Annotated in this window: 24 protein-coding genes; 12 read left to right on the top strand and 12 right to left on the bottom strand. The window is 60.5% G+C overall.

Annotation, left to right across the window (positions count from 1 at the left end; translation table 11 throughout):
• Positions 1 to 57: 57 nt before the first annotated feature.
• Both BMY54_RS09745 and alaE read left to right on the top strand, forming a co-directional pair.
• Positions 58 to 981, top strand: a complete 924-nt coding sequence (locus BMY54_RS09745) for a LysR family transcriptional regulator (RefSeq protein ID WP_093431459.1) — start codon at positions 58 to 60, stop codon at positions 979 to 981.
• Between the two features lie 38 nt (positions 982 to 1019).
• Positions 1020 to 1481, top strand: a complete 462-nt coding sequence (alaE, locus tag BMY54_RS09740; RefSeq protein ID WP_093431456.1) for an L-alanine exporter AlaE — start codon at positions 1020 to 1022, stop codon at positions 1479 to 1481.
• 88 nt (positions 1482 to 1569) lie between these two features.
• On the opposite strand, the gene BMY54_RS09735 is transcribed toward alaE, so the two are convergent.
• From BMY54_RS09735 to BMY54_RS09705, 7 genes are all read right to left on the bottom strand, one after another.
• Entirely contained in the window at positions 1570 to 1932 is a 363-nt protein-coding gene (locus tag BMY54_RS09735; protein WP_093431453.1) for a hypothetical protein, read from the bottom strand.
• 91 nt (positions 1933 to 2023) lie between these two features.
• The gene (locus BMY54_RS09730; protein ID WP_093431450.1) at positions 2024 to 2512 is read right to left on the bottom strand and encodes a DUF2867 domain-containing protein; all 489 of its coding nucleotides are present in this window, start codon (positions 2510 to 2512) and stop codon (positions 2024 to 2026) included.
• A gap of 138 nt (positions 2513 to 2650) precedes the next feature.
• Complete coding sequence (locus tag BMY54_RS09725) at positions 2651 to 3997, bottom strand: glutamine synthetase family protein (protein ID WP_093431448.1); 1347 nt, start codon at positions 3995 to 3997, stop codon at positions 2651 to 2653.
• Between the two features lie 21 nt (positions 3998 to 4018).
• Positions 4019 to 4576 (bottom strand): helix-turn-helix domain-containing protein, encoded by a 558-nt coding sequence (locus BMY54_RS09720; RefSeq protein WP_093431445.1) that lies wholly within the window; start codon positions 4574 to 4576, stop codon positions 4019 to 4021.
• 13 nt (positions 4577 to 4589) lie between these two features.
• The gene (locus BMY54_RS09715) at positions 4590 to 5879 is read right to left on the bottom strand and encodes an NAD(P)/FAD-dependent oxidoreductase (protein WP_093431442.1); all 1290 of its coding nucleotides are present in this window, start codon (positions 5877 to 5879) and stop codon (positions 4590 to 4592) included.
• A 56-nt stretch (positions 5880 to 5935) separates the two neighbouring features.
• Positions 5936 to 7264, bottom strand: a complete 1329-nt coding sequence (locus BMY54_RS09710; RefSeq protein WP_093431439.1) for an ATP-binding protein — start codon at positions 7262 to 7264, stop codon at positions 5936 to 5938.
• Positions 7261 to 8010: a response regulator gene (locus tag BMY54_RS09705; RefSeq protein ID WP_093431436.1), complete on the bottom strand. Its 750-nt coding sequence runs from the start codon at positions 8008 to 8010 to the stop codon at positions 7261 to 7263. The genes BMY54_RS09710 and BMY54_RS09705 overlap by 4 nt, the downstream gene beginning before the upstream one ends.
• Positions 8011 to 8129: 119 nt before the next feature.
• Between BMY54_RS09705 and BMY54_RS09700 the strand changes: the two genes are divergently transcribed.
• The 3 genes from BMY54_RS09700 (at position 8130) to proP (ending at position 10860) form a co-directional block, all read left to right on the top strand.
• Entirely contained in the window at positions 8130 to 8447 is a 318-nt protein-coding gene (locus tag BMY54_RS09700) for a hypothetical protein (protein WP_093431433.1), read from the top strand.
• Complete coding sequence (locus BMY54_RS09695) at positions 8447 to 9106, top strand: DUF3313 domain-containing protein (RefSeq protein ID WP_093431430.1); 660 nt, start codon at positions 8447 to 8449, stop codon at positions 9104 to 9106. The genes BMY54_RS09700 and BMY54_RS09695 overlap by 1 nt, the downstream gene beginning before the upstream one ends.
• Before the next feature lie 251 nt (positions 9107 to 9357).
• Positions 9358 to 10860 (top strand): glycine betaine/L-proline transporter ProP, encoded by a 1503-nt coding sequence (gene proP, locus BMY54_RS09690; protein WP_093431427.1) that lies wholly within the window; start codon positions 9358 to 9360, stop codon positions 10858 to 10860.
• A 31-nt stretch (positions 10861 to 10891) separates the two neighbouring features.
• Here the strand turns inward: proP and BMY54_RS09685 are convergent, their stop codons facing one another.
• Positions 10892 to 11779: a LysR family transcriptional regulator gene (locus BMY54_RS09685; protein WP_093431424.1), complete on the bottom strand. Its 888-nt coding sequence runs from the start codon at positions 11777 to 11779 to the stop codon at positions 10892 to 10894.
• A 99-nt stretch (positions 11780 to 11878) separates the two neighbouring features.
• On the opposite strand from BMY54_RS09685, the gene BMY54_RS09680 reads away from it, so the two are divergent.
• Both BMY54_RS09680 and BMY54_RS09675 read left to right on the top strand, forming a co-directional pair.
• Positions 11879 to 12541, top strand: coding sequence for an NADPH-dependent F420 reductase (locus BMY54_RS09680; RefSeq protein ID WP_093431421.1), 663 nt, complete (start codon positions 11879 to 11881; stop codon positions 12539 to 12541).
• Between the two features lie 68 nt (positions 12542 to 12609).
• The gene (locus tag BMY54_RS09675) at positions 12610 to 13203 is read left to right on the top strand and encodes a DUF502 domain-containing protein (RefSeq protein ID WP_093431418.1); all 594 of its coding nucleotides are present in this window, start codon (positions 12610 to 12612) and stop codon (positions 13201 to 13203) included.
• Here the strand turns inward: BMY54_RS09675 and BMY54_RS09670 are convergent, their stop codons facing one another.
• The 4 genes from BMY54_RS09670 to BMY54_RS09655 all read right to left on the bottom strand — a co-directional run bounded on the left by BMY54_RS09670 (position 13204) and on the right by BMY54_RS09655 (position 16481).
• Positions 13204 to 13788 (bottom strand): hypothetical protein, encoded by a 585-nt coding sequence (locus BMY54_RS09670; protein ID WP_093431415.1) that lies wholly within the window; start codon positions 13786 to 13788, stop codon positions 13204 to 13206.
• Position 13789: 1 nt separating this feature from the next.
• Positions 13790 to 14578 (bottom strand): DUF2092 domain-containing protein, encoded by a 789-nt coding sequence (locus tag BMY54_RS09665; protein ID WP_093431412.1) that lies wholly within the window; start codon positions 14576 to 14578, stop codon positions 13790 to 13792.
• A gap of 108 nt (positions 14579 to 14686) precedes the next feature.
• Complete coding sequence (locus tag BMY54_RS09660) at positions 14687 to 15802, bottom strand: AI-2E family transporter (RefSeq protein WP_093431408.1); 1116 nt, start codon at positions 15800 to 15802, stop codon at positions 14687 to 14689.
• Between the two features lie 73 nt (positions 15803 to 15875).
• Positions 15876 to 16481, bottom strand: a complete 606-nt coding sequence (locus BMY54_RS09655) for a TetR/AcrR family transcriptional regulator (RefSeq protein ID WP_093431406.1) — start codon at positions 16479 to 16481, stop codon at positions 15876 to 15878.
• 157 nt (positions 16482 to 16638) lie between these two features.
• On the opposite strand from BMY54_RS09655, the gene BMY54_RS09650 reads away from it, so the two are divergent.
• The 5 genes from BMY54_RS09650 (at position 16639) to BMY54_RS09630 (ending at position 22905) form a co-directional block, all read left to right on the top strand.
• Positions 16639 to 18021, top strand: a complete 1383-nt coding sequence (locus BMY54_RS09650) for an aspartate aminotransferase family protein (RefSeq protein WP_093431403.1) — start codon at positions 16639 to 16641, stop codon at positions 18019 to 18021.
• Between the two features lie 306 nt (positions 18022 to 18327).
• Entirely contained in the window at positions 18328 to 20031 is a 1704-nt protein-coding gene (locus BMY54_RS09645; RefSeq protein ID WP_093431400.1) for an amidase, read from the top strand.
• A gap of 294 nt (positions 20032 to 20325) precedes the next feature.
• A complete protein-coding gene (locus BMY54_RS09640; protein ID WP_093431397.1) occupies positions 20326 to 21621 on the top strand; it encodes an OprD family porin in 1296 nt (431 codons plus the stop codon).
• 548 nt (positions 21622 to 22169) lie between these two features.
• Positions 22170 to 22529 (top strand): DUF6124 family protein, encoded by a 360-nt coding sequence (locus BMY54_RS09635; RefSeq protein WP_093431395.1) that lies wholly within the window; start codon positions 22170 to 22172, stop codon positions 22527 to 22529.
• Positions 22530 to 22650: 121 nt separating this feature from the next.
• Positions 22651 to 22905 (top strand): ribbon-helix-helix domain-containing protein, encoded by a 255-nt coding sequence (locus tag BMY54_RS09630; protein ID WP_093431392.1) that lies wholly within the window; start codon positions 22651 to 22653, stop codon positions 22903 to 22905.
• The last annotated feature ends 175 nt before the right edge of the window (positions 22906 to 23080 follow it).

The following is a 23080-nucleotide window of genomic DNA, read 5'->3' as shown; positions in this document are numbered from 1 at the left end:
TTCGCTGCAGTAGTAGCATCCCGAGGCGAACTGTGTCGCGCCAAGGGGAACGCGAGAATGGATATCGAAGAACTGCAAACCTTCGTCGAAGTGGCCGATGCCGGGGGCATTTCACAGGCAGCGCTGCGGCTCGGGGTTTCGAAATCAATCGTCAGCCGCCGTCTGGCGCGGCTTGAAGCGGAACTCGGCGTGCAACTGCTGGCACGCTCGACGCGCGGGGCATCACTCACCGAGGCCGGCGCGACGTTCCGCGATTACGCCGCCCGAGTCTGCAGCGAAATCGACATCGCCAAGGAAACCATCCTGCCCGCCGGCGCCCTGCGCGGTCGCTTGCGCGTGGCGGTGCCGTTGTCGTTCGGGCCGACACACTTCGCCCCCGTGCTGGCGGAAATGGCTCGCCGTCACCCTCAGTTGCACATGCAGACCTGCTACAGCGATCGCTTCGTTGACCTGATTACCGAGGGCTATGATTGCGCCATTCGCGTGGGTTACCTGCAGGACTCCAACTTGATCGCGAGGCGTATCGGCCCGGTCTACACCAAGCTCGTCGCAAGCCCCGACTACATCAAAGCGCACGGCGCGCCCGATACCCCGGACGAACTGCACGCCCATCAGGCGCTCATGCAAGGCACCGAAGCCTGGCAATTCATGGCGGCTGACAAGGTCATCACGGTTCGCCCGCAAGGACGCTTCAAGGCTGACAACGGCACGGCCCTCGCTGCAGCCGCGGCTGCCGGCCTCGGCGTCGCCTACCTGCCCGATTGTCTCACCCACGAACAAATTGCCTCGGGTGCACTCGTGCCGATCATGACCAACCATCCACCGCCCCCGGCCGGCGCCTACCTCCTCCGCGCGCCGGGCCCGCATCCCGCGCGCAAGATACGCGTGCTCACGGATCTGCTGATCGAGTACTTCGGCGAATCTCCGCACCTCGCCGTGCAGCCGCTGTCACAGCCCGATGAAATGTCGGCGTCCAGCTGAGGAAAGTTCGGTCCTGAAGCCATGAAAGGAGAAGTGAGGTGCCGCAACGCCTGCAACAGTCAACGCGTCGGACTGCATTTATCGCAGACACCACAGCGCTGATCCTGTTTTTCACCATCACCGGCATCCTCAATGAACGTTTCATTGCCGGCATGACGTGGGATCAGGTTCTGCACGCGCGCCTGCTGGGCGCGGTGCTGATGATTCCAGTCGCGCGGCCTTACGGTATCTGGCGCGATTGGATGATGACGCGTGCCGGTCAGGGTCGGGTGTCGAGATTGTTATGGGACAGCATCGCCCTGGTCAGTTTTCAGGTGCCGATCTATGCCGCGATCATTGGCTTCAGTGGTGCATCGGGCGAAGGTCTGGTGCGCGGCACACTGGGTGCGGCCGTGATGATGCTGGCTCTGGGGCGACCCTATGGGGCGTTTCTTAATCGGGTGCGGAAGCTGTTTGGTTTGCCGCCGGGTGGGGACAAGCCGATGTCGTTGAAGGGTTGAGTGGCTGGGGAAAATTTCAGAGACAGACCACATTCAGAAAAAACGTGATCAGTCCTTTAATCCCGCTCTACTGGCCAGTTTCAGCAGTTCATGCTCTTGCTCCGGTTTCATAAAAGTGGTCAACGCAATAGGCTCTTCCCTTGAGTACAGGTTGCTGGCAATCCTTCGCCAGACAAGCAGATGTATCCAGACCGCCATGATTCTCGACCATGCGCAGCTTTATCAAAGTTTCCATTCCAGCTGATTCCCAACCCTCGGGCGAGTCCAGTTTGCGGGCGTACAGGGTTTGATATTTATCCCACTCATCCGCTCGCCAAAGCTGCCCGCACCCGGCACATTGCAATAGTTTGATCCAGTCCCCCGTCGCCAGGCAGCGCATTCCTGCGACAAACGCCGTGTAACGCTGACTGATATCTACCAGGTTGTCTTGACCGTTGCAGGTGCATTGCATGGTTCCACTCCAAATCTTCTTGCTGCTACTCGTTCCACAGTCAACGTCTGCCTCTGCCCCACCGCAGCTGTCCCGGCGCGGGCACCGTTAACTACACTTCGGCGGCGCCTGTATTCCGCTTGAGACGCTCGAGGTCCCTATTGACCAGCACCTTATGGACTACGCCCACCGGCAACATATAGACGCGCCCAAAGACGTTATGCGTTACGACAGACGATGTGATTGTGAACACATGATCTGTTATCGACAGGCAAATCATGACATCCAGATGTCGGTCTCTTACGCTCAGAACGAGCACGTCGGGGGCACTATGCTCCACCAGAAAAAAATCCAGCTTTTCGCCAGCCTGTATTGCCTCTCGACGGGCGCCAGAGAAACCGCCGATGCGCTTCACGCCAACTAACGAGCAAATCGCATCCCTCGTTCGAAACGCCAGTCGCATGACCAGTCCCGGCTTGGCCCGCATGCAGTTCCAGGCTTCAAGAGTGGTTATTTCAACAGGCAGCAGCACCGATCGGCTGTGATAGTAATCAAGATCAGGCAATGCCCTCAGGGTGTGAGCAGGTGAAGGGGTGGTCATACATGATTCCTTTCAATGGGCCGATTTGTTACTCGACATCACTTTCCTTGCGTCTCTGCGCAACGCGATTTCCACGCCAGCAGACGTGCAATGCGCGCAAAAGCGGCCATTCAATGCGCGCTCTGGATAAGCACCGGGTCACAAATACCAGCGATACTCCCGCGCACTGATCTCCTGCATAAACGCCAAATGATCCTGGCGCTTGTTCTCGCAATACACATCCACAAACTCTGCGCCCAAGCCCCCACGCAACTGCGGCTGATGCTGCATCGCACGCACTGCCTCGAACATTTCTTTAGGGAAGTCGATCCCGCTGCTGCGGTCTTCATTCAGCGGTGCGATCGGTTCTTTAGCCGATTCCAGCCCGTGCTCCAGCCCCACCAGAATCGCCGCCAGCACCAGATACGGATTGGTGTCCGCGCCCGCCAAGCGATATTCAACCCGCAAATTCTTCGCGTCCGACTCGGGAATCCGCAGACACGCATCACGATCCTCAAAACCCCAACTGGCCTTGGTCGCGGTGTTCACCGTGCCGCCCAATCGGCGCATCGAGTTCTGGTTCGGCGCGAAGATCGGCATGCTGTGCGGCAGCAATTCCAGGCACCCCGCGACTGCATGGCGTAGCGGCTGCTGCTCATTGGCCGCCAACAGATTATTGCCGGCTGCGTCGTACAAACTGACATGCACATGCATACCGCTGCCCGGATGCTGCAAGTACGGCTTGGCCATGAAACTGGCGCGATAACCATGCTTGAGCGCCACACCGCGCGTGCTGCGGCAGAACAACGCCGCCCAATCCGCCGCACGCAAACCGTCGTCGAGATGGCCGAAGTTGATTTCAAACTGTCCGGGGCCGAGTTCAGCGGTAATCACCGTGGCGTCGATGCCCTGCGCCCGCGTCGCTTCGACCATTTCATCCAGCACCGGCGCGAAGCGTGAAAGCCGCTCGATGTGCAGGTTCGGTTGATCATCGGCGTCGTCAGTCAGGTCGTCGCGGGGGAATTGTGGCAGACCTTCGCGCAGCTTTTTATCGAACAGGTAGAACTCCAGCTCAAAGGCCACCACCGGGTGAATGCCTTTGCGCGCCAGACGCTTAAGCACCTGTGCGAGCACTTCACGGGGTTCGAATTCGATCGGCTTTTCAGTGCCGTCGGAAGTGATCAGCATCTGCCCCAGCGGCTGCGCTTCCCATGTCACCGGTTTCAGTGTGCCCGGCACCAGACGGCGCACGGCATCCGGGTCGCCGTCGTTGAAGCAGTAATCGCCAATCGGGAACAAGCCACCCTGCACGCCCAACAGTACGCAATTCTGCGGCAGCTTCAGTACGCTGCCGGCGGCGACTTTTTCGAGCATGTCTACCGGATAACGCTTGCCGTAAAAATGCCCCGGGATGTCCAGGCAAATCAGGTCGACATAACGCACCTCGGGGTAGCGTTGGCGAAACGCCCGTACTTCGGCGAGCAGGTCAGCGCAGACAGCGTCCATCGTGTTCATCCTTTATGGTTATCAGGTGTAGACCCAGAGCACGCGGGTGAGCTGCTCGGTGAGGTTGCCGTAGCGGCAGCGGGTATGACTGTCGAACTGAAAGCTGTCGCCGGCCTTCAACGTAGCCGGCTCTTCATCGTCGCCCAGCCACAACGTCAGTTCGCCTTCGAGGACGTAACCGCCCTGCTCGGAGCTGTCGGTCAAATGGCGATCGCCGCTGCTGGCGCCGGCTTCGAGATGGCTTTCGAGCATGGAGAACGAGGCGCGCATCTGCGGCGACACCAGAATGTCGGTGATGCCATTGGCGTAATACAGCGTGCGACGCTCGTCCGGGCGCGTCACCCACGGCAATTCCTTGGGCTTGGGCAGGCTGTAGAAATACGTGGTCGGCACGCCGAAGGTTTCGCTGATCGCAGTCAGGTCCGCCACGGTAGGCCGCGACAAACCGCGCTCGACCTGCGACAGGAAGCCGACCGAACGGCCGATCTTGTCGGCCAGTTCCTTGAGGGTCCATTTCTTGTGCTTGCGCAGGTCGTGGATGAGGATCGCCAGCGCGGCGATTTCTTCTTGCTTGTTCATGGTCAAAGTCTCATCAAATGCTGTCGCGCAGTCGATACCAGGCCTTGCCGATGGCTTCCAGCGGTGCCGCGAAATGTTTGCCACCGGGAAAACGGCCATTGCTCAGGCCCTGGTACAACGCCAATTCATCACTATCGCCGAGGATCGCATGGGACACCGCACGTGCGGCAGCCAATGTCGGCAGGACGCCGTGCCCCGAGTAGCCTTGCAGCCAATAACGGTTACCCTCGCCGCCCACGTCCGGCGTGCGGTTGATCGTCAGGTCGATATGCCCGCCCCAGGCAAACTCGATGCCGACACCCTGGAGCTGTGGGAACACTCGCTCAAGAAATGGCCGCGTTGCCGCCGCGATGTCCTTGGGCATACCGCCCAGGTAAGTGCAGCCGCCGCCGAACAACAAGCGGTTGTCCGGTGTGCGGCGGAAGTAATCGAGGACGAACTGGTTGTCGGTCACGCAAACGTTGCGCGGCAAAAGCGCGCTGGCCTGCTCAGCGGTGAGCGGTGCGGTGGCGACCTGATAAGTGCCCACCGGCAGAATGCAACTGGACAGTTGCGGGTCGAGTTCATCGAGATAAGCGTTGCACGCCAGCACCAGCACATCGGCGCGCACCGAACCGCGCTCGGTGTTGACCCGGAAACCGTCGCCCTCCTCCTGATAACTCAACGCCTTGCTTTGCTCTTGGATACGCCCGCCGGCCCGCTCGATGGCGGCCGCCAGGCCCAAGGCCAGTTTCAGAGGATTGAGGTGTGCGCCCTCAGGATCGTAAAGCCCGGCCTGATAGCGATCGGTGGCCACCCATTCCGGCAATTGTTCACGAGGGATGAACTGCAACCCATCATGGCCCCACTTATGGCTGGCCTCATGTTGCCATTCGCTGAGCAAGCTGACCCGCCGTGGCATCACCGATGTCCACAAATGCCCGGGCCGATAGTCGCAATCGAAACCATGGCGGCCGGGCAATTCGCGCAATTCGTCGGCAGCCCAGCGCATGCCATCCCAAAGCCGTCTGGCCCGCTCATAACCGAGCGCGGCTTCCAGCGGCGGCATATCGCACGACCAGCCAAGAATCGCCTGCCCGCCATTACGCCCCGAGGCCGCCCACGCCACGCGACTGGCCTCCAGCACGATCACGCGTTTACCCGCCAAGGCCAGACGCAACGCGGTGTGCAGGCCACTGAAACCGGCGCCGATGACCACCACGTCGGCGTCATGTTCGCCTTCCAGCACCACTCGATCACGCAGAATATCGGCGCAGCTGTGGGCGTAATAGCTGTCGACGTGCTGGCTGGATTGCTGAAACATTCACGACCCCATGAAATTTGTTTCTTGTAATTTCATGAAAATCTACAGAAGAAATTTCACACAGGCAACTCGACCTTCGCGATCAACCCTCCGCTCTTGCGATTGCTCAGCGTCAATTCACCGCCCTGCTCACGGACGATGGCTCGCGCGGCGGAAAGACCCAGACCCACACCGCCGGTGTCACGATTGCGCGAAGTCTCCAGCCGAAAGAACGGATCGAACACCTGCTCCAACGCCGCCTCGGGAATGCCGGGGCCTTCGTCTCTGACCTCGATGCGAATCGAATACTCGTCACGCTTCAACGCAATGACCGGACGCTGCGCATACTTCAGCGCATTCTCCAGCAGATTGACGACCACCCGTTTGATCCCCAGTGGCCGGCCTTCATACACCAAATGCGCCGGGCCGCCGAAGTCGACATTGATCTGCTGATCACGGTAATCGTCGACGATGGTTTGCAGCAGCTCCGACAGATCAAATGCTGTGGTTTGCTCGCGGTGCGTGTCTTCGCGGAAGAACGCGAGCGCGGCGTTGATCATCGACTGCATCTCCTCGACGTCGCGAATCAGTTTGCCCTGATGATCGACGTCTTCCATGAACTCACTGCGCAAACGCATGCGTGTCAGCGGCGCACGTAAATCGTGGGAGATCGACGCCAGCATGTGCGTACGCTCGGCAATGAAATGCTGGATCTGCGCCTGCATGGTGTTGAAAGCGATGATCGCTTGACGGATTTCGTCGGGGCCTTCGAGCTTGATCGGCGGTGCGCGCAGATCGGTGCCAAATCGTCTGGCGGCACGCGTGAAGCGCTGCAACGGATTGGCCAGTTGCCGGGTGGCGACCCAGGCGACGAGCAATGTGGCAATCAGTCCCAACGCGATGACGATCACGATACGCACGCCAAACTCCAGACCCCAACTGCGCTCCGGCGGGATAAATGACAACCAACTGCCATCGACCAATTGCACGACGGCGGCGTAATGCGCCTGGGCACTGCCTTTCGGCCAGTCGCCCGGGCTGAACACCTCGATTTTTCGATCATTGCCCAGCAGTTGCTGCAGCACCGGCACCCTGCTCGCTGGCAGGCGAAGGCCGTCATTGGGCAGATCGAAGTCGGCGCGCTGTGCTTTCCACGCCACTTGCAGCATGGCGCTGCTCGCCGCTGCGGCCAGTTGCGGGCGCAGGTTGGCCGGGGCGGCTTCGATCACCCGCGAGGTCGCGGCAATCTGCTCGAGCAGGCCGGTGCGTTCAATCGGCGGCCGTGCCCAGATCCCGGCGACTTGCACGAACAGGGCATTCAACGCCAGCGACGCGACCATCGCCGCAATGATCGTCAGGGCGATGCGCCGGCGCAGGGTGTCGCCACGCCACAGTCGGCGAATCACGAGCGGCTGACCTTGGCGGTGAACAGATATCCGCCGTTGCGCACGGTACGGATCAGGTCCGGGCGCTTGCTGTCCGGCTCGATCTTGCGCCGCAGGCGACTGACTTGCACATCGATGCTGCGGTCGAAAGCGTCATGGCCATGGCCGTGAGTCAGGTCGATCAACTGCTCGCGGGTCAGAATGCGTTGCGGATGATCGAGGAACACCACGAGCAAATCGAACTCGCCGCCGGATAACGGAATCATCACGTTTTCCGGCGAGCGCAGTTCGCGACAGGTGATGTCCAGATGCCAACCGGCGAAGCCGATCACCGGGCGTGATGGCTCAACCGGATGCCGCTGTTCACTGGCACGACGCTGCAAGGCGCGCACCCGCGCGAGCAGTTCCTGCGGGGCGAACGGTTTGGTCAGATAGTCGTCCGCGCCCAGTTCCAGCCCGACAATGCGATCACTCAGTTCGGCCATGGCAGTGAGCATGATGATCGGAATGCCCAGTTGCGTATGCACCTTCTGGCACAGGCTCAAACCGCTTTCGCCGGGCATCATCAGATCAAGAATGATCGTGTCCGGACGGTTCTGCGCGATCGCCGCCCACATGGCCTCGCCATGCGGCGCGACGTCGACTTCATAGGCGTGCTGCACGAAGAATTTCTTCAGCAGCGCGAGAATTTCCACGTCGTCGTCGACGAACAGCAGTCTGCTCACAGTTACAGATCCATGCGGCGAAAAACGCCAATCTAAAGCCATTTCGCCGCCCGGGTCATTTATTTCAATCGAGCAACATTTCTACGCGCCAGACATCAAGCGGACATTCTCTGGCAAAACCGCGCGGGCATTCTGCGGCCATTCCAATCCAGGGGGTTCGCATGAAGCTATTGAACGACAACCATTGCGCCGAGGGGCACAACAGCAATCGTCCCTTGATCCTCAGCCAGCGCACTGCCGCGCTCGGCCCTGATACGCCGATTGTGTTTCAGGAGTCGTGCCTGAGCGTTTCCAGCGATCAGAGCCGCATCGTCCTGCGCCGCTACTTCGAGCAGTTCAGCCCGACCAATGCGCACTGGGTCGAATACGTCCACAGCATCGCTGCCGCCGACCTGATCCAATGGATCATGAGCCACGGCCAGTTGCACATCGAATGCTCGGACAGCATCGCCACGCAACCTCACAAGGAAACCCGTTAATGACCCGCACGCATTCGCTGTCGCTGGCCCTCGCCACCACCCTGAGCCTGTCGGCCTGCAGCAGTAACAAGGTCGAGCACAGCGGCTTTCTGCATGACTACAGCGTCTTGGCCGAGCGCCAGTCGCCGTCCGGTCAGCCGGTGCTGGCGTGGGTCAGCCCGGCACTCGCCCGGGGCCGATATACCCAGGTTTACCTGGCACCAAGCCAGTTTTACCCAAGTGCCGAGCCGACGTCGCGGATTCCGCTGAGCACGCTGTCCGGGGTTACTGACTACTACGATGCGGCGCTGCGGCTGGAATTGGGCAAGGTGATGCATCTGGTCAACCAACCGGGGCCGAACACGTTGGTGGTGCGCCCCGCCATCACCCAAGTGGCGACCAGCACTCAGGGTTTGCGCTTTTATGAGTGGCTGCCCGTCACCCTCGTCGCTGCCGGTGTGAGCACGGCGACCGGCATCCGCGATCAGGACAGTCAGGTCGCCACCGAGGTTTCGTTCGAGGACGGTTCGACCGGCGAAGTGATTGCTGAAGTGGTGCGCAAAGGCACCGGCGTGCCCTTGGAGAACGACAAGCAGGTGTTAACCGCCGACGACATCAAAGTGGTGCTGGACGGCTGGGCCAGCGACCTGCGGCAATCGTATACGGCCATCCGCCGGTAAACATATATCCCCCTGTAGGAGCTGCCGAAGGCTGCGATCTTGTTGGGACGCGGAGCGTCCCCGGCTGCATTCCCACGCAGAGCGTGGGAACGATCAATCGCAGCCTTCGGCAGCTCCTACACCGGTGCGCCAGGAAAAAAAGCGCCTGGCAGTGAATTATTTCGTGTCCTCATGTATCTGAGCCAAAGAGTACGCGCCATCAAAAAGATGGCATCTACGCGGCACGATGGATCAGCAAAGAGAAGACCCGGATGAAATCACGCAAGAAAACCGTCAAGCCGATCGGCCTGAACGACATCACCATTGTCGACGACGCCAAGATGCGCAAAGCGATTACCGCTGCCGCCCTGGGCAATGCCATGGAATGGTTCGACTTTGGTGTTTACGGCTTCGTCGCCTATGTGCTCGGCAAAGTGTTCTTCCCCGGCGCCGACCCCGGCACCCAGATGATCGCCGCGCTGGCGACGTTCTCGGTGCCCTTCCTGATTCGGCCGCTGGGCGGCTTGTTCTTCGGCGCCTTGGGCGACAAGTACGGGCGACAGAAAGTCCTCGCCGCGACCATCGTGATCATGTCGCTGAGCACCTTCGCTATTGGCCTGATTCCGTCCTATGCCTCGATTGGCATCTGGGCGCCGATCCTGCTGTTGCTGGCGAAAATGGCCCAAGGCTTCTCGGTGGGCGGTGAATACACCGGAGCGTCGATCTTCGTCGCCGAATACGCGCCGGACCGCAAGCGTGGCTTCCTCGGCAGTTGGCTGGATTTCGGCTCGATTGCCGGCTTCGTTCTCGGTGCCGGTGTGGTGGTGTTGATCTCCACCACGCTGGGCGAAGCCAAGTTCGAAGAATGGGGCTGGCGTCTGCCGTTCTTCCTCGCCTTGCCGCTGGGCATGATCGGCCTCTATTTGCGTCACGCCCTGGAAGAAACCCCGGCGTTCCAGCAGCACGTCGAAAAGCTTGAGCAAGGCGATCGCGAAGGCCTCGCCGGTGGCCCGAAAGTCTCTTTCAAGGAGGTCGCGACCAAACACTGGCGCAGCCTGATGACCTGCATCGGCGTGGTGGCGGTGACCAACGTCACCTACTACATGCTGCTCACCTATATGCCGAGTTACCTCTCGCACAATCTGCACTACAGCGAAAACCGTGGCGTGTTGATCATCATCGCGATCATGGTCGGCATGCTCTTCGTACAACCGGCGATTGGCTTCATCAGCGACAAGATCGGCCGCAAGCCTTTCATCGTGGTTGGCAGCATCGGTTTGTTCATTCTGGCGATCCCGGCGTTCATGCTGATCAACAGCGGCAAGATCGGTTTGATCTTCGCCGGTCTGCTGATGCTGGCCGTGTTGCTGAACTTCTTTATCGGCGTGATGGCCTCGACCCTTCCGGCGATGTTTCCCACGCACATTCGCTACAGCGCGCTGGCGGCTGCTTTCAACGTCTCGGTATTGATTGCCGGCCTGACTCCGACCGTGGTCGCCTGGCTGGTCGAGAGCACCAATAATCTGTACATGCCGGCGTATTACCTGATGGTCATCGCCGTGATCGGTCTGGCCACCGGGGTGACCATGAAGGAAACCGCCAACAAGCCATTGCGCGGTGCCGCGCCGGCAGCCTCGGACCTCGAGGAAGCCAAGGAACTGCTGCAAGAGCACCACGACAACATCGAGCAGAAAATCGAGGACATAGACGCCGAAATCGCTGCGCTGGAAGCCAAGCGCAAGGAACTGGTGCAGCAGCATCCGCGAATTAACTGAGTCGCTTTATTCACTCATCCAAATCGCCCGGTCAGCCAAATCGGCTGACCGCGGCATCGATGAACTGGCGCACTTTCGCGGTCTTCTGCCGATGCGCCGTGTACAGCAGATGCATCGCTCTGCTCGGCGCCTCAAACCCCTCCAACAACCTCACCAACTCGCCTCTGCGCAATGCCGGTTCAAGAAAGTCGGCAGGCCCCAGCACAATCCCGAAACCATCCACCGCCGCTGACAACAACGCCTTGCTCTCGTTGACGTGCAAGCGACTGCTCACCGGCACGCGCTCGACCTGCGCACCGTTGAAAAACGACCACTCGTGATCGGCAGGCCGTGACCAATAGGCATAACCCAGGCACTCATGTTGTTGCAGATCGGCGGGCACTTGCGGTGTGCCGTGTTCCGCCAGATAGCGTGGCGCCGCGCAGACAATCAAGCGATACGCGGCCAAGGGCCTGGCGGTGAGGCTAGCCGTGGCCAACGGGCCGATCCGGAAAGCCACCTCAAACCCCTCCTCCACCAGATCCACCGCACGGTCGGTCAGGTGCAGATCAATTTCCACTTCAGGGAATTCGCGCAAGAACGCGGTCATGAACGGCATCAAGCTGTACGAACCGAAGGTTACCGGCGCGCTGATCCTGAGCTTGCCGCGCGGCGTGTCATTCATGATCTGCGCCAGCGAATCAGCGGCCTCTGCCTCAGTGACGATGTGCTTGCAGCGCTCGTAGTAGGCCTGGCCCAGTTCGGTCAGGCTCTGCCGGCGCGTGGTGCGATTGAGCAACCGCGCACCCAGCCGCTGTTCAAGGGCGGCCACGTGTTTGGCGACCATTTGCGCCGACATGTCGAGGCGTTGCGCAGCGCTGGCGTACGAGCCCGCTTCAGCCGCCATCACGAAAGCCGCCATGCTGGTCAGCCGATCCATTCGAAACTCCTGTTAGCGAAAGTAAGTAACAGAGTGCAATTTATCTGCATCTGGGCAGGAATCATCATAGTGGCTCCCCACCTGACAGAGGAACACACCATGCGCATTGGAATCGTTGGAGCCGGATTCATCGGGCGCGCCGTCGCGCAAATCGTCCTCGCCGCCGGGCACGAAGTAATGCTCAGTAACTCACGCGGCCCGAAGACCATGAGCAGCGTGCTCGCCGGCATCACCGGCTGCCAGATCGGCACGGCCGAACAGGCCACACAGTTTGCCGACGTGGTGTTGCTGGCCATCCCCTACGAACACATCCCGAGCCTGCCGCCAGCCTGGTTCGAAGGGAAAACCGTGCTCGACGCCAACAACTATTACCCTGATCGCGACGGCCACATCGCCGTACTCGACACGTTCCAGAGCACCACCAGCCGCTTGCTCGCAGAGCATTTGCGCGGTGCCACGGTGGTCAAGGTGTTCAATGCCATCCTCGCCGCGGACTTGCTTACGGATGGCCGCCCGCATGATTCCAGCGAGCGGCGCGCCCTGCCCGTCGCCGCAGATGACGCTGACGCCAAGGCATTGGTCGTGGGTTTGCTGGACGAACTCGGCTTCGATGCGGTCGACGCCGGAGGCCTCGATGAGAGCTGGCGATTCGAGCGGGCGAAACCGGCTTACTGCGCGCCGCTGGACAAGTCCGGGCTGGAGAAAGCGCTGGCTGCTGCCGAGCGCGAGGTCGAGTTACCTTTGGGCAGTTGGCGGCGCTGAAGCCTTCCGGCAGCTGGACGGAGATCAGCTAGCCTTGAATCCGATCGCACGTCATTCAAGGAGCCGTCATGTTCAAGTTCATCAAGACCACCGTGATCGGCGGGCTGCTGTTCATCCTGCCGCTGGTGCTGATTGTCGTGCTGATCGAAAAAGCCATCCACCTGCTGCGCGGGCCGGTAGAAAAGTTATTGCCGATGTTCAAGGGCTATGACGTGGCGGGCGTGACGCTGGTGAGTCTGGCGGCGTTGCTGGGCCTGATCGTCCTGTGTTTTCTCGCCGGGCTGCTGGCACGCACGTCTGCGGCGGCGCGGGCGCTGGAGGCCACGGAAAACAAGCTGCTCAGCAACCTGCCGGGTTACCAGTTGTTCAAAGACACCACGGCGCGGTTCGCCGGACTGGAAAACGAGGACGGTTCCAAGGTCGGCCTGATTGCCGAGGGCGAAGGCTTTCGCCTGTGCCTGATCGTCGAAAGCGTGGATGACTGGCTGACGATTTTCATGCCGGACGGTGGCCCGGCGGGCAGTACTGCCGGTGAAGTGCGACTAGTGCCGGCCGCACAGGTCATCGTTACTGAGCTGTCGTGGCTGACCCTCGCCACCGGGTTACGCCGAGGCGGCCGTGGCATGTTGGCGCAGATGCAAGCGTGGGTGCCGAAAGCCTGATCAAGGCGCATTGACCACCACATACGTCACATCACTGCCTTGATACTGCGGCTGGTACCAGGTCGAGCCGCATTGCATGTAGGCGACGTTGTACTGAATCACCTGCACACAACTGCTGGGCATTTGCGCCGGGGTAAAGATCGCCCCTACCACCGCCGCAGTGGCCGCGACGGTTGCCGTTACCGCCACTGCGGCCGCCACCGGATGGTAGTGATCGTCGTAGCCATAACGGCCATGGCCGTCGACATCAATATCGACATCGCGGCTGTTGTCGATGTTGACGTTTCGGTTGCCGTTGTTGACGTTCGTACGGTTACCAACGTTGTTGCCGGCATTGACCCGGTTACCCGAATTGACCCGATTGCCCGAATTGACCCGGTTACCGGCACTGACATTGTTGGTGCGCTGCGGCGCATTGATCCGCTGCGCCCGTTGCGCGTTCGGTGCTGGCGCGCGATTGACGTTGGCGCGGGCATGGCCCTGGGCGCGTTGCCCCCGGGCATCGGCTTCGGCGACATAACCGGCGGTCAGCAGCGTGGCGGTGGCCAGCGACAACAACAAACTCCACGTCATCGACTTGTTCATATCACTGCCCTCCCTGATCGCTGGCCTGTTTAAACGCAATCGCCACATCGCCTTTGCCCGGTTTGAAGGTGAACTGCGTGTCCGGAATGGTCGGCTTGAGGTTCCACTGATACACCGCGCTGTACTCGGGGAAGCTCTTATCGTCGGTGGTGGTGATCACCAGCTTGCACGGCAAGGGTTTGTCGGAGCGGGTCAGCCACAATTGCCAGTCGATGCCCTCCTGGCGAAACGCCAAATGGTCGCAGAGCTGGCCCTTGATGACCGACGGGCCCACGTACAACGCGGCTTTCAAGGCATCGATCTGCGCCTGATCACTGCCGAACAGAAACAGGTCCTCCATCGGTACCTGCACACCGTAGAAGTTTTCGACCTTGTGCAGGGTTTCCGCCACCGTGGCCGGGGCGTCGACGGTGGTGTAGTACTTCAGGTATGGCGAATACTGGGTGAGTTTTTTGCCGTTATAGAAAAACTCGCGGGTGCGCACATCGCCTTCGCTTTTCGCATACAGGCGATCATGGCCGACCACTTTCAGGGTGTTGGCGGACTCGGTCTTGATCTTCTGCCCGGACTCCAGAACCGTGTCGCGCGAGACTTGGGCGTCGACCTGGAATTTCGGCAGACTGCGCAGGTAATCGCCCATATCGATGAGCTTGTCGACCACTTGCGGGTTGATCAACGGCGCGTCGTCGGTGGTCTCGGGAGGGGGCGCCGCCGGCGGGTCTTCGGCGCGGACTCCCGGCGCGAGAACCAGTGTGAACATCAGGCAGACAATACTGGCTGGGGCTTTCATCGGTTCCGCTCCTGTCCCTGCGTGGGCGTTGCGCCCGAAGGGCGACTGACTGACCAGCCTAGACGTCCGCTGAGGTGTACGCCAATGCGTCAGCGAGAGGGATGAGTGTCACGGTAGATTTTCTTTGCGCTGGCTCTCCAGAAGCTCGGTGATATCGGCCGGTTGATAGACCCAGCCGATGAACAATTCATAGCCAACCGCCAGAATCACCGGCCCGGTGAACAAACCAATAATGCCGCTGGTGACCATGCCCCCGAGCGCGCCGATCAGTACTACTGGCATCGGCACCGCGACGCCGCGTCCCAGCAGCATCGGTTTGAGCACGTTGTCGGCAAGCCCGGCAATCGCCATCCACACCGCAAAGATAATCGTGCCGGCGCTGACCCCGTCCACGGCGAAGACATAAATCACGATGGGCAGCGTGATCAGCAACACCGGCAATTGGGTGATGCCCAGCAGCAGCACCATCAAGGCGAGAACACCGGCCGCCGGTACGCCCATGACCACCAGTGCCACGCCGACCAGCAGCATCTGAATAAAGGCGATGCCGACCACACCCTGTGCCACGGCGCGGATGGTTGCCGTGCACAGTTGGGCAATCTGCGGGCCGCGCACCGGCCCGGAAATACGTGTGGTGACTGCAACCGCTGTGCGGTGGCCGCGCTCGCCTTGGTGCATGATCAACCCGGCAACGATCAAGGCAATCACAAACACCACGATGCCTGCGCCGACGCCGGCGGCTTGATGCAACACCACTTTGCTCCAGTCCTTGAGGTGTGGCGCCAGTTCCTGAAACACCCAGCTCAGATCCTGTGACGCATGCATCCAGATGCCGTAAAGCGGCGCGCCAATCAACGGCCAGCCTTCAACACTGGCCGGTGGCGGCGGTATCTCGAACTGCCCCGCTTCGAACGTGTGCATGCTGCCCTTGATCGAATCGGCGATCGAAGCACCCAGCAGGCTCAACGGCAGCATCAGAATCACCAGGCCCAGCAGCACCAGAATGATTGCCGCCCAGCCGTAGCGATTACCGAGTTTGGCGCCCAGAGCCTGATTCAGCGGATACAGCGTGACGGCCAGGATCAGCGCCCACAGCATGACATTGAGAAACGGATGGAAAATGTCGTAGCAGAACAGCACCAGAACGGTGATCAGGCCCGCGCGAATGAGCACGTCGAGCAATGCTCTGGAACTCTGAAACGTGATCAGCGGTTTGTCTTCCATGTCGGCGCTCCTGGGTGGGCCATCGATGAACCGCTGTGAGCCTAGTTCACTTCCGGCACATCGTCTTTTAGCCTTAGCGCTCCAGCATGCCGTGACACAACAGATTCAAAACCCCGCGCATGTGCAAGGCGTGCGCGGCCCGATCCGGGATTTCCTGCGTGGCGAGGCGAATGAACGCCATGTTCGCGTATTGGTTGAACAGCGTCGCCACCACATCGAGATCGATCGATTCGCGCACTTTGCCGGCCTGCTGAAAATGCAGAAGCAGCGCTTTGGTCTCTTCGATCACGGCGGCATTCCACGGGCTCATCGCCTCAGCCAACTCACCGGTCAGCAGAAACGGCGCCAGTTCCCGCCACAGCGAAGCCGGCATCGCCTGTAGCTGGTAATCGGTCATCAGCCCTTCGAACTCGCACAACGCCTCCAGCGGATCACTGGCATCGTCGAGATTCGCCCGCGCCTCGCGCATGGCTTGCTCGTCGGGTTGCTTGAGCAGGGCCAGCAGAATCTCCTGCTTGCCGCCGAAATAATTGACCACGGTGGGGGCGGAAACCCCCGCCTGCACGGCGATCTGGTCCAGCGTGGTAGCCGCAAAACCGTTGCGCTTGAACAACTCGAGCGCCGCCTCGGCAATCACCTGCCGGCGCTGTTCCTTCTGCCGTTCTCTGAGTCCGCTCATGTTGCCTCTGTTGATCGTTGCCAATGGCGGTCAGCCTACGATTATCTTTTTTTACCGACAAATATTTTCTTTACAAAAATATTTTTAGATGACAAAACTTTCCCCGTGCAGCGCTGTGACGAACGCACCCACTTGCCCTTTGCTCTGGAGATCCGCCATGTCCGCCGAATTCGATTCGACCCGCAGTACCCGCGATTACCAAGCCTCTGACGCCGCTCACCACATCCATGCGTTCGTTGATCAAAAGGCCCTCAACGAGGAAGGCCCACGGGTGATGGTCAGCGGCGATCGCCTGGCGTTGTGGGATAACGACGGCAATCGCTATCTGGATGGCATGTCGGGTCTGTGGTGCACCAACCTCGGTTACGGGCGCAAGGATCTCGCCGCCGCCGCGACCGCGCAGCTGGAACAACTGCCCTACTACAACATGTTCTTCCACACCACTCACCCGGCGGTGATCGAGCTGTCCGAACTGCTCTTCAGCCTGTTGCCCAAGCACTACAGCCACGCGATCTACACCAACTCCGGCTCCGAAGCCAACGAAGTGCTGATCCGTACCGTGCGCAAGTTCTGGCAGGTGATGGGCAAGCCCGAGAAGAAAATCATGATCGGCCGCTGGAACGGCTACCACGGCTCGACCCTGGCCGCGACGGCGTTGGGCGGGATGAAATTCATGCATGAGATGGGCGGGACCATCCCCGATGTCGCGCACATTGATGAGCCGTACTGGTTCGCCCATGAAGGTAATCTCAGCCCGGAAGAGTTTGGCCTGCAAGCGGCGCGGCAACTGGAAGACAAGATTCTTGAGCTAGGCGCCGACAAGGTCGCCGCGTTCGTCGCAGAACCGTTTCAGGGTGCGGGAGGGATGATCATTCCGCCGGCGACGTACTGGCCGGAAATCCAGCGTATCTGCCGTCAATACGATGTGTTGTTGTGTGCGGATGAAGTGATTGGCGGTTTTGGCCGCACCGGTGAATGGTTCGCGCATCAGGCATTTGGTTTTGAGCCCGACACGCTGTCGATCGCCAAGGGCCTGACCTCGGGTTACATCCCTATGGGTGGCTTGATTCTGTCGCGGCGCATGGCTGAAGCATTGGTCGAGAAAGGTGGCGTATTTGCCCACGGCCTGACCTATTCCGGGCACCCGGTCGCGGCTGCCGTGGCGATTGCCAACCTCAAGGCCTTGCGCGATGAGGGCGTAGTGAATCAGGTGAAAACCGACACCGGGCCGTATCTGCAGAATTGCCTGCGCGAGGTGTTCGGCAGTCATCCGTTGGTGGGTGAGATTCAGGGGGTTGGTTTGGTGGCTGCGTTGCAGTTTGCTGAGGACAAAGCGACGCGCAAGCGTTTTGCCAATGAAAACGATATCGCCTGGCGTTGCCGCACGATTGGCTTTGAGGAAGGCTTGATCATTCGCTCGACACTGGGGCGGATGATCATGGCCCCGGCGCTGGTGGCCACGCGCGCGGAGCTGGATGAGCTGGTCGACAAGACGCGGATTGCGGTGGATCGGACGGCGCGGGAGTACGGGGTGCTGTGATCGGCTGAAGTGATAGGTTGGCCGGGCTGACGCCTTCGCGAGCAAGCTCGCTCCCACATTTGGAACGCATTTCACTTGGCGCCCTGGCTCCAAATTTGAAATGCAATCCTTGTGGGAGCGAGCTTGCTCGCGAAGGGCTCGCCGAAGATTCATTGTCGAACAAACAACAATCCCGCCGATTACTCCGCGCCCCGCTTGGTGTTAAATAGGCGCCAGTCTTAACCTTGTCGCTTATAGCTGTGCAACGAGAACCGATATGAACACCCACTCCAGGAAAAACACCCAAATTCAAACAGCGGTGAGCGCATGATCGAAGTCACCGAAGTTTCCATTGCCCAACTGCGCGCCGCGCTCGAGTCCGGCCAGACCACCGCAGTCGAACTGGTGCAGGCGTATCTCGCACGCATCGATGCCTACGATGGCGCCAACACCCCAACGGCGCTGAATGCCGTGGTCGTGCGCAACCCTGAAGCGTTGAACGAGGCCCGCGCGTCCGATGCCCGTCGTGCCGAAGGCAAAACCCTCGGCCCGCTCGACGGCATCCCCTACACCGCCAAGGACAGCTATCTGGTCAAAGGCCTCACGGCAGCGTCCGGCAGCCCGGCCTTCGCCGATCTGGTGGCTTATCGCGACGCCTTCACCATTGAACGTCTGCGCGCGGCCGGGGCGATTTGCCTGGGCAAGACCAACATGCCGCCGATGGCCAATGGCGGCATGCAACGTGGCGTCTACGGTCGCGCCGAAAGCCCTTACAACGCTGATTACCTCACCGCGCCGTTTGCCTCCGGTTCGTCGAACGGTGCCGGTACCGCCACTGCCGCGAGTTTTGCCGCGTTTGGTCTGGCTGAAGAAACCTGGTCGAGCGGGCGTGGCCCGGCGTCGAACAATGGTTTGTGCGCCTACACGCCGTCACGCGGGGTGATCTCGGTGCGCGGCAACTGGCCGTTGACGCCGACCATGGACGTCGTCGTGCCTTATGCGCGGACCATGGCCGATCTGCTCGAAGTCCTCGACATCGTCGTCGCCGAAGACCCGGACACCCGTGGCGACCTCTGGCGTCTGCAACCGTGGGTGCCGATCCCGAGCGTCAGCGAAGTGCGCCCCGCCGCCTACGCCGATCTGGCCGCCGACGCCAAAGCGCTGGCCGGCAAGCGTTTCGCCGTGCCGCGCATGTTCATCAATGCCGACCCCGAGGCTGGCACCAGCGAAGCCCCGGGCATCGGTGGCCCGACCGGCCAGCGCATCAACACCCGCGCCTCGGTGATCGACTTGTGGAAGCAGGCGCGTCAGGCCCTCGAAGCGGCCGGTGCCGAAGTCATAGAAACCGATTTCCCGCTGGTCTCCAACTGCGAAGGCGATCGCCCCGGCGCGCCGACCGTATTCACTCGGGGGCTGGTCTCCAAAGAGTTCCTTCACCATGAGCTGTGGGACCTGACCGCGTGGGCGTTCGACGACTTCCTGCAAGCCAACGGTGATCCGAAACTCAATCGTTTGGTCGACGTCGACGGGCCGAAAATCTTCCCGCACGACCCGGGCACCCTACCCAACCGTGAAGGCGATCTGGCTGCCGGCATGGATGAGTACGTGCGCATGGCCGAGCGCGGCATCACCCCGTGGAATGAAATCGGCACCGTGCCTGACGGCCTGCGCGGCCTGGAGCAAACCCGACGCATCGACCTCGAAGACTGGATGGACACGCTGGGCCTCGATGCCGTGCTGTTCCCGACTGTTGCCGACGTCGGCCCGGCAGACGCGGACGTCAACCCGGCGTCGGCTGACATCGCCTGGAGCAACGGCATTTGGGTGGCCAACGGCAACCTCGCGATCCGCCACCTCGGCGTGCCGACCGTCACCGTGCCAATGGGTGTGATGGCCGATATCGGCATGCCGGTCGGCCTGACCTTCGCTGGCCGCGCCTACGACGACTCGAACCTGCTGCGTTTCGCCGCCGCGTTTGAATCGACCGGCAGCAAACGCCAGATCCCGCCGCGCACGCCGCCATTGTCGTAACGCGATCAAAAGGTGTGTCAGGCAGCAAAAATGTTGCCCGACACACCGCCATCGCTGACGCAGATTTTTGCTCCCGCCACAAAACCCTCATTCAGCCCAGAACCCTGTGGGAGCGAGCTTGCTCGCGAAAGCGGTTTATCAGCCGGCAAAAATGTTGACTGATGTACCGCTTTCGCGAGCAAGCTCGCTCCCACAGGTTTTGTGTAGCCCCGTAAATTCAGCACATCCGCTCAATCCCCTGCCCTACATTCCCGCGATCATCCCAGCCACCTTAATTGCCGCTGGCCACCGACCATGATCGACCGCGCCCCTTCGCGTCTCACCCTCCTCGCGCTGCTCTGCGGTCTGACCACCAGCGCCCACGCCAGCGGTTTCTTCGACGATGCCAAAAGCGAAATCCTCAGCCGCAACTTCTACCTGAGCAACGACTACCGCTCGCCCTCACCCTCCGGCAAAAACTACAAACAGGAGTGGGCTCAGGGCTTTATCGGCACTTTCTCATCCGGTTTCACCACCGGAACGGTCGGTTTTGGCATCGATGCCCACGCCTTCGCCGGGCTCAAACTCGACGGCGGCAAGGGCCATTCCGGGACCGGTCTGCTGCCGGTCGACAGCGATGGCCGCAGCGAAAACGATTACTCCAGCGCGGGCGGCGCACTCAAGCTGAAAGCCTCGCGCACCACGCTCGCCTTCGGTGAAATGACCGTGGAAACCCCGGTGTTCGACACCTCCGACAAACGCCTGCAACCGGAGTACGCCACAGGCTTTCTGCTCAACAGCGCCGAGCTCGACCACATCAATCTGGTGGCCGGGCATTTCACCGCGTTCAAGAATCAGGACAGCTCATCCGGCAAAGGCGATTTCTATGGCTACGGCGCCAATACCGAGGCCGGTGGGATCAGTTTTCTCGGCGCCGATCTGTTCACCGACAGCCCAGTGGGCGGCGCGCTGTACGCCTCCGACCTGAGCGACACCTGGCATCAGTACTACGGCAATCTGCACTTCAAGCAGTCCGGCGTGCTACTCGACGCCAACCTCTACCACACCCGCGACACCGGCCGAGCGCTGGCCGGCGCCATCGACAACACCGCGTTCAGCCTGTCCGGCAAATACGCCTTCGGCCCCCACGCGGTAATGCTCGGCTGGCAAAAGATCAATGGCGACACACCGTTCGATTTCGTCGGCGGCGACTCGATCTACCTCGCCAACTCGATCAAATACGCCGATTTCAACGGCGCCAACGAACGCTCCTGGCAAGCGCGCTACGACCTCGACCTCGGCGCCTTCGGCATCCCCGGCCTGAAGTTCATGACCCGCTACGTCAGCGGTAGCCACATCGACGGCACCCACGCGCCCAAGGGCGGCGCCTACAACCCGTTTGATCCTGACAGCGGCAGTTATCAGCCGCAGCAAGGCGACGGCGGCAAACACTGGGAGCGCGATATCGATTTGAAGTACGTCGTGCAATCGGGCGCAGCGAAGGATCTGTCGGTGCAGGTGTCACATGTTTCACACCGGGCCAATGAGGCGCAGGCAGGCGATGACATTGACCGGATCTACGTGGTGATCCAGTACCCGTTGGGTTTTTAACCCACCGCCCATCCCGATTTGAAACGCTTTCCCCTGTAGGAGTGAGCCTGCTCGCGATAGCGTCTTTTCAGCAACATTCATGCTGACTGATACGCCGTTATCGCGAGCAGGCTCATTCCTACAGGTTTCTGCGTCGATCATCAGGCTGTGTTTACACCGCCGAACCTGTGGGAGCGAGCCTGCTCGCGAAGGGGCCAGTGAAATCAGCGCAAATCGCCTTTTAAACTCCGGTGTTTAAAAGACACCTCCAGACACGCCTTCAAGGCTACAAATTCTTGCGCCATTGCCTACAGCTACGCCAGAATCCGCCGGCTTGTGCGCCTTGGGGGCGGGTTCTATTGTGGTGCCGTCGCTGACGAATCAGCGATCGGGTTTAGCAGCCCGGGTTTTTCTCTAGACGCACAAAGTTCATTGCCGTTATGGCGGCTTTGCGTGGGGCACTTCGGTGCGCCGGGTTCTAGAGTCCTGGTCTGCTAACCCGCGTATAGCCGCCACCTCCTTCGTTAGCAGCGAACGGTGGCAGCTTCATTACTCTAGAGGCTTTACCGATGATCAAACCAACGCCCAACCCACCCGAAACAGACCTCGCTTCCCCCTACGAATCCCTCGATTCAAAAAAACTCAACGACGCCGCCGAACGCGCGCTCGATCACTACCTCTGCCCACCCGGTTCCACCCCGCCGCCCCGTAAAACCCGTCGGATGTACGCCGTCACCGCAGATTTCAAAAATGAAGAACTTCTGGCCGACGCCAGCGAAACCCTCGCCTCCGCCAGAACCATCGCCCATGACTTCGCCCATCTCGTACCCGCGTCGCAGCGACGGACGCTGTTGGGGATCGCGCAATTGATCATGCTCGGCGAGCTGGCGGTGAATCGGGTGATGGATAATCTGGAATTGCCGGGCTGATCAGTACCCCGGCAATCCTGTGGCGAGGGCGATCGCTCTCGCTACAGGGCTAAACAGGGTCAGACAACGTTCTCCGCTTTTTGCTTTTGCACACATTCGACCACCCTCCGGAGGTCCGCCCATGGCAACCGTACGAAAAACCATCACTGTGACTGATCAGCGAGACCACTGGACCAAAGCTCAGATCGAAGCCGGTCATTACACCAACGGCAGCGAACACATTCGCGACCTGATCCGCCGTGAACAGGAGCGAAGCGTCGAGCTGGAAACCATCCTAGCTGCTCTTCGTAAAGGTGAGTCCAGTGGAACACCACGCCCCTTCGATCCCGAGGCATTCAAAAAGAGAATGTCGAAAGTGCATCGTTATCAGGGATAGATCACGTTTTCCGTTCAGAACTTCGCCCGACTTTTTGCCTTTTAAACTTGAGTGTTTAAAAGACACCTCCAGACACGCCTTAGAGGCTACACATCCTTGCGCCATTGCCTACAGCTACGCCAGAATCCGCCGGCTTGTGCGCCTTGGGGGCGGGTTCTATTGTGGTGCGGTCGCT

This window comes from Pseudomonas sp. ok266 (assembly GCF_900110195.1).
Taxonomy (GTDB): Bacteria; Pseudomonadota; Gammaproteobacteria; order Pseudomonadales; family Pseudomonadaceae; genus Aquipseudomonas; species Aquipseudomonas neuropathica.
The sequence above is the reverse complement of the archived record's forward strand: the minus strand, read 5'-3'. Positions and strand labels throughout refer to the sequence as shown.

Excerpts from the sequence above, each read along its gene's own strand:
- BMY54_RS09675 (WP_093431418.1), top strand. The coding sequence starts at position 12,610 with ATGTTCAAGTTCATCAAGACCACCGTGATCGGCGGGCTGCTGTTCATC.
- BMY54_RS09660 (WP_093431408.1), bottom strand. The coding sequence starts at position 15,802 with ATGGAAGACAAACCGCTGATCACGTTTCAGAGTTCCAGAGCATTGCTC.
- BMY54_RS09635 (WP_093431395.1), top strand. The coding sequence starts at position 22,170 with ATGATCAAACCAACGCCCAACCCACCCGAAACAGACCTCGCTTCCCCC.
- BMY54_RS09735 (WP_093431453.1), bottom strand. The coding sequence starts at position 1,932 with ATGCAATGCACCTGCAACGGTCAAGACAACCTGGTAGATATCAGTCAG.
- BMY54_RS09645 (WP_093431400.1), top strand. The coding sequence starts at position 18,328 with ATGATCGAAGTCACCGAAGTTTCCATTGCCCAACTGCGCGCCGCGCTC.
- BMY54_RS09700 (WP_093431433.1), top strand. The coding sequence starts at position 8,130 with ATGAAGCTATTGAACGACAACCATTGCGCCGAGGGGCACAACAGCAAT.
- proP (WP_093431427.1), top strand. The coding sequence starts at position 9,358 with ATGAAATCACGCAAGAAAACCGTCAAGCCGATCGGCCTGAACGACATC.
- BMY54_RS09695 (WP_093431430.1), top strand. The coding sequence starts at position 8,447 with ATGACCCGCACGCATTCGCTGTCGCTGGCCCTCGCCACCACCCTGAGC.
- BMY54_RS09685 (WP_093431424.1), bottom strand. The coding sequence starts at position 11,779 with ATGGATCGGCTGACCAGCATGGCGGCTTTCGTGATGGCGGCTGAAGCG.
- BMY54_RS09670 (WP_093431415.1), bottom strand. The coding sequence starts at position 13,788 with ATGAACAAGTCGATGACGTGGAGTTTGTTGTTGTCGCTGGCCACCGCC.
- BMY54_RS09650 (WP_093431403.1), top strand. The coding sequence starts at position 16,639 with ATGTCCGCCGAATTCGATTCGACCCGCAGTACCCGCGATTACCAAGCC.
- BMY54_RS09680 (WP_093431421.1), top strand. The coding sequence starts at position 11,879 with ATGCGCATTGGAATCGTTGGAGCCGGATTCATCGGGCGCGCCGTCGCG.
- BMY54_RS09630 (WP_093431392.1), top strand. The coding sequence starts at position 22,651 with ATGGCAACCGTACGAAAAACCATCACTGTGACTGATCAGCGAGACCAC.
- BMY54_RS09665 (WP_093431412.1), bottom strand. The coding sequence starts at position 14,578 with ATGAAAGCCCCAGCCAGTATTGTCTGCCTGATGTTCACACTGGTTCTC.
- BMY54_RS09705 (WP_093431436.1), bottom strand. The coding sequence starts at position 8,010 with ATGGCTTTAGATTGGCGTTTTTCGCCGCATGGATCTGTAACTGTGAGC.
- BMY54_RS09655 (WP_093431406.1), bottom strand. The coding sequence starts at position 16,481 with ATGAGCGGACTCAGAGAACGGCAGAAGGAACAGCGCCGGCAGGTGATT.
- BMY54_RS09640 (WP_093431397.1), top strand. The coding sequence starts at position 20,326 with ATGATCGACCGCGCCCCTTCGCGTCTCACCCTCCTCGCGCTGCTCTGC.
- BMY54_RS09725 (WP_093431448.1), bottom strand. The coding sequence starts at position 3,997 with ATGGACGCTGTCTGCGCTGACCTGCTCGCCGAAGTACGGGCGTTTCGC.
- BMY54_RS09720 (WP_093431445.1), bottom strand. The coding sequence starts at position 4,576 with ATGAACAAGCAAGAAGAAATCGCCGCGCTGGCGATCCTCATCCACGAC.
- BMY54_RS09715 (WP_093431442.1), bottom strand. The coding sequence starts at position 5,879 with ATGTTTCAGCAATCCAGCCAGCACGTCGACAGCTATTACGCCCACAGC.
- BMY54_RS09730 (WP_093431450.1), bottom strand. The coding sequence starts at position 2,512 with ATGACCACCCCTTCACCTGCTCACACCCTGAGGGCATTGCCTGATCTT.
- BMY54_RS09745 (WP_093431459.1), top strand. The coding sequence starts at position 58 with ATGGATATCGAAGAACTGCAAACCTTCGTCGAAGTGGCCGATGCCGGG.